This is a genomic window from Motilimonas sp. 1_MG-2023, assembly GCF_030547455.1.
Taxonomy (GTDB): domain Bacteria; phylum Pseudomonadota; class Gammaproteobacteria; order Enterobacterales; family CBDFNC01; genus Motilimonas.
In genome coordinates, this window is sequence record NZ_JAUOPX010000004.1 from 1 (window position 1) to 16,885 (window position 16,885).

Annotated in this window: 14 protein-coding genes and 1 pseudogene; 3 read left to right on the forward strand and 12 right to left on the reverse strand. The window is 41.4% G+C overall.

Annotated features, from left to right (window positions below; translation table 11 throughout):
- Positions 1-74: 74 nt before the first annotated feature.
- The 5 genes from Q4519_RS02875 to Q4519_RS02895 all read right to left on the reverse strand — a co-directional run bounded on the left by Q4519_RS02875 (position 75) and on the right by Q4519_RS02895 (position 6,361).
- Positions 75-911 carry a hypothetical protein gene (locus Q4519_RS02875; protein ID WP_303509291.1) on the reverse strand — a complete coding sequence of 279 codons (837 nt, stop codon included), beginning with the start codon at positions 909-911 and terminating at the stop codon, positions 75-77.
- A 163-nt stretch (positions 912-1,074) separates the two neighbouring features.
- Positions 1,075-4,614 carry a DEAD/DEAH box helicase gene (locus Q4519_RS02880; RefSeq protein WP_303509293.1) on the reverse strand — a complete coding sequence of 1,180 codons (3,540 nt, stop codon included), beginning with the start codon at positions 4,612-4,614 and terminating at the stop codon, positions 1,075-1,077.
- Positions 4,598-5,371, reverse strand: coding sequence for a Hachiman antiphage defense system protein HamA (locus tag Q4519_RS02885; RefSeq protein ID WP_303509296.1), 774 nt, complete (start codon positions 5,369-5,371; stop codon positions 4,598-4,600). The genes Q4519_RS02880 and Q4519_RS02885 overlap by 17 nt, the downstream gene beginning before the upstream one ends.
- 149 nt (positions 5,372-5,520) lie before the next feature.
- Positions 5,521-5,940: a hypothetical protein gene (locus tag Q4519_RS02890; RefSeq protein ID WP_303509299.1), complete on the reverse strand. Its 420-nt coding sequence runs from the start codon at positions 5,938-5,940 to the stop codon at positions 5,521-5,523.
- 112 nt (positions 5,941-6,052) lie between these two features.
- Positions 6,053-6,361: a hypothetical protein gene (locus Q4519_RS02895; protein WP_303509302.1), complete on the reverse strand. Its 309-nt coding sequence runs from the start codon at positions 6,359-6,361 to the stop codon at positions 6,053-6,055.
- 464 nt (positions 6,362-6,825) lie between these two features.
- On the opposite strand from Q4519_RS02895, the pseudogene Q4519_RS02900 reads away from it, so the two are divergent.
- A pseudogene (locus Q4519_RS02900) lies at positions 6,826-7,299 on the forward strand (ABC transporter six-transmembrane domain-containing protein).
- A gap of 59 nt (positions 7,300-7,358) precedes the next feature.
- Here the strand turns inward: Q4519_RS02900 and Q4519_RS02905 are convergent.
- The 3 genes from Q4519_RS02905 to Q4519_RS02915 all read right to left on the reverse strand — a co-directional run bounded on the left by Q4519_RS02905 (position 7,359) and on the right by Q4519_RS02915 (position 10,107).
- Positions 7,359-8,705, reverse strand: a complete 1,347-nt coding sequence (locus Q4519_RS02905) for a DUF4132 domain-containing protein (RefSeq protein WP_303509305.1) — start codon at positions 8,703-8,705, stop codon at positions 7,359-7,361.
- On the reverse strand, positions 8,705-9,544 hold the full coding sequence (locus tag Q4519_RS02910; protein ID WP_303509308.1) for a hypothetical protein: 840 nt from the start codon (positions 9,542-9,544) through the stop codon (positions 8,705-8,707). Before Q4519_RS02910 ends, Q4519_RS02905 begins: the two co-directional genes overlap by 1 nt.
- A 242-nt stretch (positions 9,545-9,786) precedes the next feature.
- Positions 9,787-10,107 carry a hypothetical protein gene (locus tag Q4519_RS02915; protein WP_303509310.1) on the reverse strand — a complete coding sequence of 107 codons (321 nt, stop codon included), beginning with the start codon at positions 10,105-10,107 and terminating at the stop codon, positions 9,787-9,789.
- Between the two features lie 679 nt (positions 10,108-10,786).
- On the opposite strand from Q4519_RS02915, the gene Q4519_RS02920 reads away from it, so the two are divergent.
- The gene (locus tag Q4519_RS02920) at positions 10,787-11,047 is read left to right on the forward strand and encodes a DUF5062 family protein (RefSeq protein WP_232799744.1); all 261 of its coding nucleotides are present in this window, start codon (positions 10,787-10,789) and stop codon (positions 11,045-11,047) included.
- Positions 11,048-11,050: 3 nt separating this feature from the next.
- On the opposite strand, the gene murQ is transcribed toward Q4519_RS02920, so the two are convergent.
- Together murQ and Q4519_RS02930 are read right to left on the reverse strand one after the other, a co-directional pair.
- Complete coding sequence (gene murQ / locus Q4519_RS02925) at positions 11,051-11,944, reverse strand: N-acetylmuramic acid 6-phosphate etherase (protein ID WP_303509316.1); 894 nt, start codon at positions 11,942-11,944, stop codon at positions 11,051-11,053.
- A 27-nt stretch (positions 11,945-11,971) separates the two neighbouring features.
- Positions 11,972-12,328 carry a DUF2956 domain-containing protein gene (locus Q4519_RS02930; protein ID WP_303509319.1) on the reverse strand — a complete coding sequence of 119 codons (357 nt, stop codon included), beginning with the start codon at positions 12,326-12,328 and terminating at the stop codon, positions 11,972-11,974.
- 790 nt (positions 12,329-13,118) lie between these two features.
- Between Q4519_RS02930 and Q4519_RS02935 the strand changes: the two genes are divergently transcribed.
- Positions 13,119-13,334, forward strand: coding sequence for a hypothetical protein (locus Q4519_RS02935; RefSeq protein ID WP_232802874.1), 216 nt, complete (start codon positions 13,119-13,121; stop codon positions 13,332-13,334).
- A 101-nt stretch (positions 13,335-13,435) separates the two neighbouring features.
- Here Q4519_RS02935 and Q4519_RS02940 read toward each other — a convergent pair whose 3' ends face one another.
- Positions 13,436-16,327: an FAD-binding and (Fe-S)-binding domain-containing protein gene (locus Q4519_RS02940; RefSeq protein WP_336623434.1), complete on the reverse strand. Its 2,892-nt coding sequence runs from the start codon at positions 16,325-16,327 to the stop codon at positions 13,436-13,438.
- Between the two features lie 93 nt (positions 16,328-16,420).
- Entirely contained in the window at positions 16,421-16,795 is a 375-nt protein-coding gene (locus Q4519_RS02945) for an ATP-binding protein (protein ID WP_232802876.1), read from the reverse strand.
- Positions 16,796-16,885: the final 90 nt, after the last annotated feature.

A 16,885-nucleotide genomic window follows, 5' to 3' on the forward strand; every position in this document is an offset into this window, starting at 1 on the left:
GAGCTTATCGAGGCTCCGGGCTTGTCCAACACCTGAATATGGGGTGTCGGCTTCGCGACACCTATTCTTGTATGTTAGGCATATGATAATTCGAAACCATCTTTCAATCTATAAAGTACTCTCATGCCACCTTTTTTAGTTTTCTCTTCATTAAACTCAAACATATCAGTTTTAAGCATCAATGATTTTAATGATTTATGTTCTGTACCTTTATGAAGTAGTGCGAGCTCGTCTGGAGCATGCTGTTTAACTAGAAGTCCAGCTGTATTCATTAAAACCCAACCATCTTCCCTTACAAGTTGGGTAGCAATTTCGGCTAGTAAAATAACTAAACGATCTTGTCTTAAAAAGGAGAGTAAATACTCTTTCTTACCTTCTTCTGAACATAGATACTCCGCAATTTTTTTTCTACCATCAGAAAGGCACTTAGCCAAAGCCTGAACATTTTTAATTTCAATACGTACTTTATCGGCTTGTTTATCAAGATCCCTTTCAACTTTTTTGCAGCTTTCAAAAAATTCTGGGTTAAGTTCAGGCAGAAGGTGGTGAACTAATTTATTTCTTTCAAATACTAATCTTGAAAGACTTTCTTTTTTTTCTTTATAGCTATCTTCATCAGTTTCAATTCTAAAATCAAATGACAAATGAGGTTCTTTTAATTCATCGGGCTCATTTAAAATATCTTTATTTTGTGGATTGCTATTTTCAACAAATTGCCCAACTAACTGACCCATTGTTTGCTTATTAATTGCTTCCTTTCTTGTCGATATAATTCCCTCAAGCTCACTTGAATATCCAGAGAACCGAGCATTCGCTACCATATATTTTAATAAGTATTCAAGCTGTTGGAAAAGGAGAATGTTTCTTCCAATCTTTCTTTGTACTTCTCTGACTAAATCATCTAAAGACATCTATGCTCCTATGCCTAACGCTTCACATCACCGGCAGAAAAAAGCAAAGCGAGGAACTAGCGACGCTTTTTAATGTCCGAGTGCATGTGATTGTTATACGGTACATTTACTATACTCTAAAGTTTGCTTTGGGATAAAAAATCACTCTGAAATTCTTCCGTTCTTAGGCATGATAATCAAACGGGCTGCTTCCAACCCCCCAAAACGTCACGCCAAGATATCTAGTATCACTATGAATTTTAGTGTAGTAAACGCCACCTTCGAGTAATTTATATCGATAGTTAGCAGTACCTATTTTCTCACCATCTGATGCTAATATTTGAGTGTTTCCATCCTCAAAATTTTGTAACTTTACAGGCGTCCCTTCAACTGGAGTATAGGTATCAATCCAAGTTGCAAATATTACTGCACTAACCGACTTCCAAGTAGTCTCCGATTTTGGCTCATAGTCTTCTATAAAACTCCACCATAAATTAGAGGTTTCAGGTGTTGGCCAATCAAGTTTAATTGCGAGGTCAAAAACCTCTATAGAATTTAACCATGCTTTTAATTGAACGCCTGTTCTGAAAGAGGCATTTGTCGAACTGACCGCATGTATCGCTGCTTTTCTTGAGTTAAACCCAGCTTGCATCAACATCGCAGCACTTCGATTTAAAGTCCCATTTTCTATAGCAGGAACTACCAGACCAACTTCATAATCATCTATTGTTGAACCATCACCGATAACATCTTCATTGGCTTGCGCACGAACTCTAATAGCCTCCAATCCCCAAGGTAAGCGGTAGATCAACCCGTCCTCTATAAATATTAGCGCTTCATTAATATCATTAAATTCATGATCTGTGAGATTTTCGCCTCTTAACCAAACTGTCAAAATATCTTTCCAGTCATCAGGTAAATCACGCGGTGTAAAAGGTGATATTTCAAAAACTAATTCAGCTAACTGTATTATTGTCTCTATCGCTAATTGTTGCTCATTGGTCGCTATATATATGTTTGCATTTACAAGTAATACGTTTGCTTGAGCGGATATAGCATCAAGCCTCTGGCCTGTATCCAGCCCAACCCCCGCAAGAAAATACCCTTTGCGCTGAAGAGTAGTTGTAACACTCCATATATGTTTAGCTCGTTGAACTAATACAGAATCAAATAAGCGTTTTAGCCCTTTTTGCTCTTCATCGTGACGACTCAACCTTCTTTGCCATAGTGAAGACTGAAGGATTACATCAAGTGCATTTGGTATATCAATTATTGAAACATCTTCCTCGCCTAGCATGCTTAGAAGAGCTGTATCCAGGCTTACGACATGCTTATTCCACTCAATTTCCTGTATCGCTGCCTGCTCTTCAGTTTCATTGGCAACATCAGGAAAGACCCATTTTTGAGTGTTGTTTAAAACATACTCAAGAAGCCCCTCAATATCTGAATTCCCTATATTCTGAGCCATTCGACTTACAAGAGTACTTACAAGAAGAGCCAAACCACTCTCCATATTTCGAGCATTAGTATCTTCTACTAGCCTACGCCACTGAGTCCGAAACCAATCATGTCTTTCAAATATTGGATAGAGGACTAATCCATGCGTATCAACAAAAGCTCTACCCGCTCGACCAATCACATTTTTAAATTCAGATGCATCTATTGTATTTCTATTACGTGTTAAGGAATAAATAATAACCGCAGTCGCAGATAGATTTAGACCCTGAGCAAGGGTGGGAGATGAAACTGTAACTTTCAAAACTCCTTCGCGTAACAGATTTTCCATTTCCTTCCTAAAAGGAGTTGGAAGAGCGCCATGATGAACAGCCACACCTATTTTTAGGCATTCAACAACTGGATGACCGTCACCTAGCCACTCTTCTCCTAACACTATTGCTAGATCTAGTTGTTGCAATGGAACAGTCAGCACTGAGCTGATAGCACCTCGCTTGTGCAAATCAATAATGTCTTTCGCAAAACTATTAACAGACCGTTTTTCTGGGCAATATATTAAGACTGTATGGTTATCCTGAACTAACCGCCAAGTAGCCGCCAAGGTTAATTCTTTTTTGTTTTTCGGAAACGGCGTGGTTCTTCTACCAACTGGCGGAATAAAGGGGTGAATATAATTAGGAATAAAAGGCTGCTCTTCACCAATAGAAAAGTTAATTCGTCCAGTATTTACTTGCCATACAATCTCGCCAAACCTTAGATCTGTAGGTCGCCATACAGATTTTATAGCACCGCCTTCCTTGTCCCGCCTCAACCAACCCACAAAATCTTCTAACTGATCGCCATCAGGTAATATAGCAGAAAGACAAACAATTCTTCTTTGCTCAGCATCCCCACGCTTTAATAAACGCTGAATTTGTACTTCATAACTTATCTCTCGCTCATTAAGACCAATCATATGTCCTTCATCTAAAACTACGAGCCCAATGTCATCTATTAATGAAGGGTCATTTCTTAAAGCAAAATCTAATTTTTCTGGAGTGCCAACTACTATGTCTTGAGATTTAATTACATTCTGCTCAAAGTCGCTTGTTCCAATACTGCCGTAAAGCGAAGAAACTGATTTACCTAGCGGTAGAAACGTTTTACGAAGTGATGCCTCTGTTTGAGCGGACAATGCCCTGAGCGGCGTAATAAATAGCACGCGCTTTCCTATAGCCAAACATCGAAGAATACATAATTCTGCGATGCGTGTTTTACCCGCGCTAGTTGGCAGTGAAACAACAAGATCGTCAAAATCACTAACTGCACGCCTAGCTCCGTCCAATTGGGATGGCCAAAGATCAATCTCAGCCTTATTTCTTTTGAATAGTGAAGCAATAAACAGCCAGCGTAGTAGTGTCCAATTCTCACTGTTTTCTTGATCAGGAGAGACAGGAATAGCCCTATGAAAGCTGGACTCCCAAAGATCACGAAATAGGTGCTTGGTTATTCTCAAAATCCACCATTGCGGCAACATGTTAAGCTCTGCACTAACAGATAGGCTATTTTCCAATCGATTAATAGCGGCCTCTAGCAGTACGGAGTTTCCTGTCTCTAGTGCAAATAGAAATTCATAAATTGCAGAATAATAGTTGTCTGTTATTGCTAAATCGATTACAGGCAGCTCAATTGATGCTATTCCAAATTCTTTTTGATCCTCTGACTCAAGTTGATCACTAAGCTGGTCAACTTCAAAGCCTAACTTTTCAGCGAGTGAATTATCAGTCCCAAGACCAGATGTTTTCCAATCTAGGACAGAAGCTTCAAGATCAGCAAACTGCCTTAACATGAGTAACGAAAGCATTTTCTCTATTCGACTCAAATTTTCATTTTCAATATTATGATTGAGTAATGAAAATGCTTTAGCCGAAAAACGCCCTAGGTGATAACTTGATGCCGCCAACACCTTATGAAAGCCACTTTCTGGATCATCAGAATTACCATTATGTATAACGTCAGTTATTGCTGTGGCGGATTTTTCAAATGCAGCACGGGCAAGATCAAAATCGCCATTTAATTCTGTGAGGCGAATTGCAAGAGATAACAGTGAATAACCGTAGGATAGGAGATCATAGCTAAGTTTAGCTGCAAAGTTTGGTGAACCATCAGGTAATTCACCATTAACCCAAATCATTGAACGAGCCAACCCCCGCTCAAGTAATCGCCCTCTGAAACCTGTAGCTATTGCCTGCCGAATGGCTTCTTCTATCTCCTCAATCGTCGAGGCCATCTAACACTCCCTGATAAACACTTGTAATAAGCTCTTGGTGATTGATAACTTGGAAACCAACAGAGGACTGTTTTATGTTGCCGATATAACCTTCAAAAGCTTCTTTTTGAAGTGTCTCAGGGTTCGATGAGGTAAAGGTGAAAAGTAAGTGCTCAACTTGACTATTAGCAATACCATCTACAAGCTGTGCTTTTTCTATAAAGTCTGCCAAATCTTGATTGCCTGTTTCTCTAAGCCTTTCTGCCACAAATTCGAGAGCATGTGGTGCAGGTAGACCCTCATCAAGATCAAGCTCATCCCTTGCTTTTTTTAAAACATCACGGCTTAGCGCTTGATTACTTTTAGCTTCAGCTTTGAGGAATTTTATTGTTTGATTTTCTTGGTTGATAAGCACCCCTATAACATCATCACCACGCATTGCCATATTGCGGTGATCCTTCCATCTCAACTTCTTAATTGGTACAGAAAAAACTGTTTTTTCATCAATATAATCTGTTGTGAGAATTTCGCCAATATCGCCAGAACGAATTTTTGTTACTTCGGGAAGTTTTATCCTGAGCTTTGCCGCAGCAGCAGGCTTACCTAGGCGCTCAAGGGTTCTAGCCATTGATAAAGGGTCAATGTAATAATTAGGCAATAGATTTATGAGCTCTTCAATGAGATTTTGAAATTCTGTCCCCTTAAGTTCTACTTTCTTAAATGAATGATGACCTTGGGAAATATCAGTAATTACTGACTTGTCAGTTATATTTAACAATATGCATCTCTCAATTTATTTAATCTGAACTATATCGCCTATAGTATCTAGTAAGGGTTGCAATGCTAGTTTGAAGTACCGTATAACGTCGCGCTTTGCGGCTGTTTTTTTGAGCGAAGCGAGAAAAACAGTCCGACAACAGTGCCTTGTTAGGCTTGTAGATTATTGAACTCTTCATTTGACCACCATTTAACACCAATAATACCTTCACGCTCTTTAAGTATACTATCTAGACAGCACTGCAATTCTGATATTCTTTTCTTTGTTGGGATGTTGCTTTTAAACCACCGCTTAAGCACTTCAGTATGCGGTTCTATGAAACATAAAAAGCCATTATCATATTCTTCATAGTGACCAACTCCGATCCACAAATCGAAGGTGATATTTTCAATCGGTATTACCCAGCCCCAGTCTTCAGGAAAAACCTCTCCTGTGGTTTCACCATGTTGATTTAGCTTGTCTACTAGAAATTCGCACAATCGCTGACCATAACAGCCAGGATTAATATTATCTTCTTCACCAATATATGGTGGAAAATCATCCGATCTAAATTCAACATGAGTAAGCATAGTGTTGAGAGCCTAACGCCCGCAACACCGGACGGATTTGAGATGGCTGCGGTTTTGCGGCCCTTTTGCAAAAACGAAGACAGCTTAAATACGGTCCGCGTGATTGCGATTGTTATAGCTTGCCACAAATATACGCATTTACCTGCATATAAATACTTGAATTTGCGCCAGACTCCCCATGAGTTAATTCTATTTCTTGAAACTCTGGGAATTGGTAATAAATAGTGTTAGCTCCCAAGCTATAGGCCTGAATTTTTAACCTTTTTATAGATTCTTGTTCATAGCCTAATTTAGCCACATCACTGATAACGCTAACGAATTCACAATCCGTTGGAGCGATTTCTAAGTACGAAACCTGAGTTTCATAAAAATTGTTACAACCAGTTAATGCGATTAACAGCGATATAGGTAAAATTTTCATGTGCTATAACAGCGTTTTATACGGAATGCCGTATAGATCCCGTACGCTACCGCACGAAAATCGTCATCCCGTAAAAAATAAATTAATAATATTCAGCCAGTTAAATGCTCTTTTGTTAACCGTAACAAGCAACACAGGGGTAAACAAAGCGAGCCTAGTATTTACCGAGACCAAATTTGGCCCCCGTAAAGGATTTGGCTGATTCATTTTGTGATTATATATCAAAGCTTTAGATGTAAGGTGTGAACAAAGCGAGACTTTTACAATTTATTTACCGCGCCAAAACTTGGCAAAATCAGCCAAACTCCATTGCACCTGTATAAATAAACAGTGAGCATAAAAGTGCAGGTCCTGCCTATCCATTATGCCGCTAGGCTTAAACATACAGCAATTTGGGACACTTTTTCTTTTTGCCACTCTGTCACCATGCTCTGAATTCACTATTTACTGTTAAGTAACGTTAGATGCATGAAACTAAACTTTTTACTATCACGACATTACTCCGTGCGTATAAGTGCTCAATTAGCTTCACTTGGTTTTTGGTGTTACTCGAAAATGCGTTGATCGTGTTGATCCCCTTGTTCATCGGCTACGCCATCGATGGTTTGTTACAAGGCGATTTTGCTGATTTTTATGTTCTGAGCGCCATCTTGGTACTGATTGTCGCGTTGGTGGTCGCAAGGTGAATTTACGACACCCGAGCGTTCGGCAAGATCCGCGTTAACCTTGGCTTGTCCGTTGCCGAAAAATTAGCACACTTGCTCATAAGTACCCGCAATGCGCGGCTGGATATGTCACGGGAGCTGGCAAAGAAAGCTAGGACATCCACCAATTTTCACCTTTTGTCAATGCAGCTATCTTGTTTCCTTTTTTTCAGTAGCTTACACATCAAAAATAAAGCAACGAACCGTAATATACAAGACGCATTTTTTGGCTAAACAGTTCGACTTGTTAGAAAATGCCGCCATCGAGTTTCGTATTTCCTTCATTTTGTTCCCTAACCACTCGCGAGCATGAATACAAGGCTGTATATTCTTGCTAATAACGTATCGCTGCCGGCTTCATTTGCGATTACTTTGCGTTTGGCTGATATCGGCATTAGTCGATTATCCTTTGCATTGAAAACTAATCCAGATGCTAGATTTATTATGCAGCCTCCTTCATTGGTATCGATGTGAACATAGCGCCCTTCAATACGGCTCTTATCAAAAACTTTCGAACCTCTTAGCATTAAACTCAATAACTGCGAGCGGACTTTTACCGTTTCAGGAATCGGAAGTTTTGCCATGGATATGTCAAGCGCGCACAGGAACTTCGCTATCTGAGCCTTGAATGGATGCTCGTCAAGTATTAGTCCGTTACATATCAGCGAGACTTGCTCCTTACTTTTTGCCATTTTTGCGATGAGTTCTGACTCCCTTACATCCCTAAATGTCGCTTCTATTTGCTCCCAATCTTCACGATATCCAAGCCCAGCAACGGAGGTGAATAAATCTATGTCGCGCATCACTTCAGAGAATACTATCGGGGCAAGTTCGCAAGGAGAGAGTATCTTGCCTTGTTGCATAAAGGTGATCTGTTCAAGCTCAACGGCCAGTGAAATACCAAGGTCGGAATAAGTTGAGCTTGTACCCGCAATACCGATTTCGCAACTAAGCCCCTCCTTTAACTTCAACATCGGGGTAGAGTCAGAATCGTAACTTCCACGCAACTGATAACTCCAGCCTCTACTGAGCAATAACGCCCGAAACTGATGCTGTCGAACATATAGACCGTCGATATTTAATGGGTTATGACCATCTGTTCTTGCCACATAGACTTCACGAAAAGCTTGCCTAAAGGGCTGAATGATTGCGTGACGCCAAACATAGTTACGCCAAGCCTCACACTCACTAGCAGAGGCCTGGAGCGGATGCCAGAGTGAAACAAGGGTATTACTGGGCAAGTTATCTAAGGTCGAGCCATCGGCCATCAGCAAAGTATTATCTTTAACTATCGCAGAGTAGGCTTTATCCCCTACTTCGAAAGACCAAATCAGGTTTGCGCTAATGCTGTTGATTAACTTGTGATTTATATAGTACTTATGCCATTCATCAATCGAAGTTATGAACCCCTCAATAAAGAAGGATTCAATTCTGCTTGTTTGTACTCGCAGCGTTTGTTTAATGCTAGCAAACTTCTTTTTGATGTCTTGATAGGCTTGTTGATTGTTATCGCCTTCAAGTTTTGGTGCCGCTTTAAGGGTTTTTCCATCGCCATTTTGCCATGATAGACGAGCAACCGCGGGCGGGTTAACCTCGATAATGGCGGTATAACCGCCAATTTGTGTCGTAAGCTTAGCCATTAATCTGTAAGGCCATAGTCAGGCACAAACCTACTTTCTAAGTCTTGAACGTTGGCTCCTTTTTTCTTGGCTGCGTCTTCCAGTCGTTTTTTTGCAAACTTGGCCGCACTGGCGGGATATTTTAACTGTCTGGCTAACTCACTCAGATAAACCAAACCTTGCTTACCATCTAGTTCACTTAACGCTTGTAGGCTGGCATTTCCAGCACTTGTTGAGATAGGCCCTTGGCAAGGCACTTTGGTATAACAAGTTAAAACTAATTGTTTAAATAATTCTGCATCATCTTCATGATGTTTAAGGGCCAAAATAGAGACAATCGCTTTTAGCTTGGTTTCATTATAAGTGCATATGCCTGATTTTTTAACCGCTTCAGATTCAGCCAACATGCTCAGTAGACGTCTTATCACTGTCAGTACACGGCTTTCGCTGAACATACCAAACACTTCATCTAGGGTTGCACTCCATTTTTTTGTCGACTTGGTTTTTGGGGCAAGATGGTAAATATCCTCTAAAGCTGCAACCACTGGAATTTCGCTTACGTTGGCATCCAGCCAAATTTTAATCTCTTTTCCCCAAGCATCTTCTAAAAAATAGATCCCTTCTGTTCGCTTCTCAGCTGCTAGGATTTGTTGGTAGTAATCTCTCGAGGCATTGCATTCGGCATTCATACGAAAACGTGCGCGGTACTCGCTGAGTGACAAAGAAAATGTAGGCGTTAGTGCTGAATTTCGTAAATGGCTGATGATTTCCGCCACGATAGTTTCTGTATTATCACTCGGGCAATAGTCTTCTTCTAATTCCAAGTTAATCGCATCAATAAGTTTTTTCTCATTTTCCACTGTGTTAGCTCCTTTCAACAACACTTAAACTGATGAAAATACGATGCCACTATCAGGCTTGCCTGCAGCAACTTTTTATCATCAACAATATATAAACCTCCTCTTATTTAATCAAATCAATATCGATTTAAATAACGTCATGACAACTCAATCCACAAACTTGAAAACAAACACCAAATGCGCCCAACAACTGCAGAGCCTAGTCTTTCAGAGAGCGCAGCGAACGATGTTGCTAGGCCTTGTTATGTGTATTCATCTGCTTCTTCATTTATATAAGTCTGTAGGCTTTTAACAGTATCGAAAATAATGCTTGATGGAAATTTATCTGGATACTGGTCAATTTTTCCATGCCAGACTAAATGCACACAAGCAAACCTACCATCATTAAGCTGAACTATGACATCATCATTTGCGTCGGTTTTAGCAGTTGCTACAGGCTTTAATTTCCAAAGAGGATGTTTAGGCCCAATTTCAGACTCCAGCTCCTTCTGTATGCCAGCTTTAACCTTTGCATTTTCACTTAAATGCCACCAAGGTTCTCTCCAATTAATTTCTTCGTTCATAGCTAGACTCTGAATGACACATTACGCGTTTTATACGAAATTCCGTATCGTTCCCGTACGCTAGCGCACGAAAATCGTCATCCCGCATAAAATAAATTAATAATATTCAGCCGGTTAAATGCTCTTTTGTTAACCGTAACAAGTAACACAGGGGTAAACAAAGCGAGCCTAGTATTTACCGAGACCAAATTTGGCCCCCGTAAAGGATTTGGCTGATTCATTTTGTGATTATATATCAAAGCTTTAGATATAAGGTGTGAACAAAGCGAGACTTTTACAATTTATTTACCGCGCCAAAACTTGGCAAAATCAGCCAAACTCCATTACACCTGCATAAATAAACAGCACAAAAAGCAGGCGGTAGGTCATAGCTAAACCTCCATTTATCAAGTCTATTAAAGCAAAGTTAGCCCTACTTGCTGATGGACCACTGAGTTTGCTCGATGATAAGACACCGATTCCGGTCGGCTGTCACAACCCTATCTCACGAGTGTCAGGTATGAATGATACTCGCGTCAACATCTGTTGTAATCGCGCACTAAAACCAACAACAATCTGCTACAAGTTGTTTTTTCCATTGGGCTCGTTCATTAATTTAGTTATAGTGAACTCAGATGTCTTGCCGTACTAACGGTGAAATAATGCTTTTGAACAGATAGTTAGCGATGCAGGATCAAGTATGAAAAAAGTAAAGAACGAAGCACAATTGCTGAAAAAAGCACTGGAAATTGGCCTTAAATACGCAGCCCAGCGCGGTTACGGTCAGTTAGATAAATATGTCACGCAAAAAGATAAAGTGGAGGTGGTTTATCGTTTGCTGGTACAAGATAAACAAATTACGCCGTTGCCTGCCGATAAAGAAGACAGCCAACAGCTTAAGCACAAGTTGATTATTTGGATCAGTAAGATGCTACCCGCTGATCACGAACTGCTCAAATAAACGTTACAAACAAGGGCGAATAAAGCCTTTATTTTCAGCCAATAACGTTTTCGCATCAGTGGCTGACAACTGAGCTAATAGCATCACAATGGCGGTTTTACAATGGCCGCCACATTGTAACAAGGCATCACTCGCCTGCTCTCTGCTGCATTCCGTTGCTGCCATCACAATGTTTTTTTGCCGTTCAACCAATTTGGCATTGGTTGCTTCTACATCCACCATTAAGTTGCCATAAACCTTGCCAATGCGGATCATTGCGCCGGTGGTGAGCATATTCAAAATCAGCTTTTGCGCTGTACCTGCTTTCATTCTTGATGAGCCAGTTACCACCTCTGGACCAACCACTGCGCATATTTCAATGTCAGCCAATTGTGCCATGGGGCAGTCTGGATTACAGGCCACGCTGATCACCGTTGCGCCTTGCGCTTTAGCATAATCCATCGCGCCCAGCACATAAGGGGTACGGCCACTTGCCGCAATGCCCACCAGCACGTCTTGGTCACTAAAATTAATCTGTTGTAAATCGATTCCGCCCTGCTCGCGATTATCTTCTGCGTTTTCCACTGCCGCTAAAATGGCTTGATGGCCACCCGCAATTAAACCCACCACTTGGCTTGGATCACTGCCAAAGGTTGGCGGACATTCACTGGCATCTAAAATGCCTAATCGTCCTGAGGTACCAGCGCCAACGTAGATCAACCGTCCTCCTTGTTGTAACGCGGCGGCGATCACATCCACACTATGACTAATAGCGGGTAAAGCAGCCTCAACAGCAAGAGGCACCTTTTGGTCTTGCGCGTTAATCACTTTTAGCATGTCTAATGTGCTTAAGGTATCAATGTGCTCACTGGCAGGGTTACGACTTTCAGTAACAAGATGATTCAATTTTATTTGCATGGATTGGGCCATCGCCTTTGCAGAATATTAAGGGTGAAGTAGAAAAAAGTAACCCGCAAAGCCGAGCCAACTGATCGCTAATAACAGCCAAGGTAATACGCTTTGTTTTGCCGTTGTTGGTTGTGTCGGCAATGTTTCATTACTTATGGTTGAGTTAGTCTGCTCTTGCTCAAGGGTTGATTTAGCTTGTTGTAGCTTACGCTTTTGCTTATCTAATTCGCGGGCTTTTTCTTTATTGCGCTTCTTATATTCTTCAATGCCCTTTTGAATGCCTTGTGCAATCAGTTTGGTCTGTTCTTTGGTCTGCCCCGGTTTTTGTGTGGCTTTTGCTACTTGCATTGCTTCGGCAACCACTTCTGGGGAAGGGTTATTTCGTTTTGCCATGTAAACTCCTTGGTTGGGGGTATTATCCAGAAGCCATGCGGGAACGCAAGATGCGCTTCCTCGGTTGTTAAAGCAAGTAAATGAACCAAGGCTAGGACTTTAAAAATGGTATCAACCTTATGATTACAGCGAAAGAGCAGGCTGCATAGTTAAAGATGTTACAGAAGATAATTTTTAAAATATTTTTAACTAAATTAAATCCGAAAAATTATTCGAAAACGTTGCATAAAAACTACATTCAATCGTGATTGATTGTCCATATTTGCGCCGAAGTGCTTGGCTTATTCAGTCCTAAAATATCGAAACTGATTATTAGCTCAGACCAATTTGCAAAATATAATGCTTAAGCTTAGGTGATCACCCCATATTATTTGCCTCCCTGACACAATTAACGACGCTAAATAAATATTCATCATTACACCATTAAGTGAAGTAAAAACAGCTAGTTAATGACTAAATTGAAAAAATTACAGCTTGCCAAAAGAAATTAAGTCATTAATATATCAAATCTAGTCACTGCGGCATCAAACCCACACTGGCTAGTACTTATTTTTTGAATTTATTGCTAACGAAAGGAGATCACATGAATAAGCCTATGCATAACACCGTGCAGATCTCTACTCGTCTATCCGCAGGTATCGTCCGTCACCAAGGCGATCGAGCAGGTAAAACAACACAATAAATTCACCACCTAATATATTTGAGGTCGTGGATAACACGGCCCATTTAGTCCCTTCTATTGTGAGCTGTTTTTTCCATTGACCTCTTTAACTAAAAAGAGGATACACCCATGGCTCAATCAATTTATTTAACCCTTGCTGATTTCTTTATTCAATTAGACACTAAACGAACCGTTAAAAAGCAGAAAAAAATTGAGGCTCTAAGCACGCAGCAACTGAGCGCTCATATTTTAAAAGACATTGGTCTTGAACATGAAGCTCATCAGCGTGTCAATCACGGTGCTGATTTTGATCGCGCATTACATCGAATAAAAACAAACACGTAAACTAAGCGCGCTACCCATTTGCTGGGTAGCGCGCCACTTTGTTCAACCCTCACTTGTTTAATAGGGTTAACTCCCACAATATTTCTCGCCATTATGATCACTTAATTTAGCGCTTCACTCACTTGATTCACCAGATAGACCAATCCCTTGTAGCTAATACCACTGTGCTCTGACAAGCCAATTTCACAAGTGCGGCTGTTGCTGACGCCAATGTGACAACCTTCAGGCACTTGCCCTTTTAGATCTGCCAGCGCAGCCGTATTGAGCTCAGGAAATAGCAAGCCTTTATCACCGGCAAAACCACAGCATTGCATATCAGGAGGCACGATTAAGTTGGTTGTACATTGCGCAGCAATACGCTGCATTGTCGTGGCTAAGCCGCGTTTATGCGTGCTACAAGTAATATGCAGCATAACGGGCTCATCAAGTGGTGTTAGGGTTAAGCGCGGCAACACAAATTGATCAATAAATTCAACTGAATCATAAATTTTCAAGGTGGAGGCGATGCCCGCATTAGCGGTCATTGCGCAAGGGCTGGTATCCATATAAATTGGATATTTACCATGCTCACTGGCAGTAAGCAGCGCGTGCTCAAGTTGGTGAGACTTTTGCCGGGCTAAGTTCATTCTGCCTTTACTTTGATAAGCCATACCACAACAAAGTTCGGTGGTGACTTCCGGCATAATCACTCTAAAACCTGCTTTATGTAATAACACAATGGTGGTTTCCATTAAGCTCAACTCGCCGTGCGCTGCCATGTCGGGATCTGGCCCCATCACACGGCTGCTACAACTTGGGAAATAAACCACGGTCGGTTGTTCCTGCTCAGGTTGCACGTGTAAATTAGCCGCCAAGTTTTGTATGACACTGAAATCCGGCGCGCTTACGGGGGCAAATTGACTCCATTTTATAAAACGATGGCCACTGGCGTGATTTAGCCCTTCCGTTAAACGTTTTAATCCGTCTCTGCCAATTAAACGACTGGTTAATTGAGCGAGGTCTAAGCCGTGCTTGGCTAAGTTGGTGACGCGACCAAAGTTCGCCGCACTCCACTTAGCAAGTTTGGAATGGCTCGCCAGTTGCTGACTACGTAATTGTTTAATTAGGGCGCCGGTATCAATGCCAACGGGGCAACTGTCGGCACATAAACCGGTGGCGGCGCAAGTATCAATGCCTTGATATTGAAAGGTATCGAGTAAAGGTTTTAAGGTTTTTTCACTTTCACCAAGATTACGCCGTTGCTGAATATGCCGCCATAAAACAATACGTTGGCGCGGAGTTAAGGTGAGATCTTTACTTGGGCAGTTGGGCTCACAAAAGCCACACTCTATACATTTGTCAATAATGGCATCGGCAGCTGGTAAGGTTTTTAGATTTTTTAAATGAATAAAAGGATCTTCACTGAGCACCACTCCTGGGCTGAGAATATTGTCAGGGTCTAACAACCCTTTAATTTCCCACATTAGCTCATAGGCTTTTTTGCCCCACTCTAGTTCGACAAACGGTGCCATGTTACGCCCCGTGCCGTGCTCGGCTTTTAACGATCCTTGGTGGTCTAAGGCAATGAGCTGCACTACCCTTTGCATAAAATTCTGGTAACGCTCTATTTGCGCTGGGCTATTAAAATCTTGAGTAAACACAAAGTGTAAATTGCCATCAAGGGCGTGACCAAAAATAATGGCTTCATGGTAGCCATATTCTGAAAATAATTGCTGCAGTTGGCGTGTGGCGCTGGCTAATTGCTCTACGGCCACTGCAATGTCTTCAATAATTACCGTGGTGCCTGTATCACGCACCGCGCCTACCGCTGGGAATAGCCCTTTGCGAATCGCCCAAAGTTGCTCGCAAGTAGCACGATCTTGAGTAAAAGCGATACTATCTATCGGTTTAAACTCAGCTAAAACCTCTGCCAACTGGCTTATTTGCTGGCTTAACATAAATTGATCATTCGCGCGGGTTTCTATCAACAACGCAGCATTGTTAATGTTTAACTGAGCAATAAAGGCTGGCATATCAGGTTTATCGGCAATGGCCTGTAAACTTGCACCATCCATGAGTTCAACCGCTGCCACGTTCATTTGCTTTAATTTGGCCACCGCCAAACAGGTGGTTTCAATGTTTTCAAACACCACTAAAGAGCTCGCTTTAAAGGGTTGCTCTGGCACGGTGTGATAGGTGATGTTTGAAATAAAGCCAAGCGTTCCTTCTGAGCCAATCATTAAGTGCATCAAAATATCAATAGGGTCGGTAAAATCGACCAAGGCATTAATACTGTAACCCGTGGTATTTTTAAGGCGAAACTTATGCTTGATCAACGTGGCTAATTGCGCGTCATTTTTGGTTTGAATCGCTAATTGCGCCAACTCATGTAGCAGATGTTTATGGCTAATCCTAAAATCGTGCTTACTTTGCTCATCAGCCGTATCCAATATCGTCCCATCGGCTAAAATAAGTCGCATCGCTTTTAAGGTACTGTACGAGTTTTGCGCCGTGCCACAACACATGCCACTGGAGTTATTGGCCGCAATCCCACCAATTTTACAGCTATTAATGGAAGCCGGATCAGGACCGATTTTGCGCTGTAATGGCGCTAAAATTTGGTTGACCCGCGCGCCAATAAGGCCTGGTTGCACGCGAATTAACTCGCCGTCATTGAGTATTTCATGATTGCGCCAACTGTTGGTTAATTTGATTAAAATAGAGTCGGTAATCGCTTGGCCCGATAAACTCGTGCCGGCAGCGCGAAAGGTGACAGGCAAAGCAAATTCAGCCGCCAGTTGTAATACGCGGCTCACTTCGGTTTCATTATCAAGTAATAATACCGCTTTGGGCACCAACCGATAACAGCTAGCATCGGTCCCGTAAGCTAATGTGCGCAAAGGGTCAAGAATCACCCTGCTCTCAGAGACAAATTTTCTTAATTGTTCGCAGAACTGTTGCAACACGTCCAAATTAACCACCACTAACGAATGAATATCATTGATAACATTCACTAAAAGCGATGTTCTGTCACAACACAAGTGTTAATCGGTGATAGCGCTTACAAGCTCACAAATTTATCAGATTGGAGGCTATCGAAATGGTAGTTAGTGCTGCCATTTCTGACGCATATTTTTGATCGTGTCAGCCGGCACATCATGAATATTTTCATACTGCCCTTTACAAACCTTTACCTCTAATGGGATCTTAAGGGAGCGTGCTAAGTCAACGTAAGGTTGCATTTCCCAGTGTTCAATAAACGTATTAGCAACGACAACAGAGTGACCCGCTAATAAATACTCACGCGTCTTATCTAGACACCACCGATGTGCTGCTGGTAATAAACTTGGCTCAAAACAATAAATGCCCTGCTCGTTAACAAAATATTGATCAGCTTCTAAATGAACGCCATCAAGGGTTTGCGCTAAAGTAGATTTACCACTACCAGGTAAGCCTCTAATTAATGTTAGTTGTTTAGGCATAGAGTAATCACTGAATATTATTTTAATTGGTTTTAGCTTAGTTGCTGTTGAATACATGCTCACGAACAATCAATTGTGCCTAATAGTCAT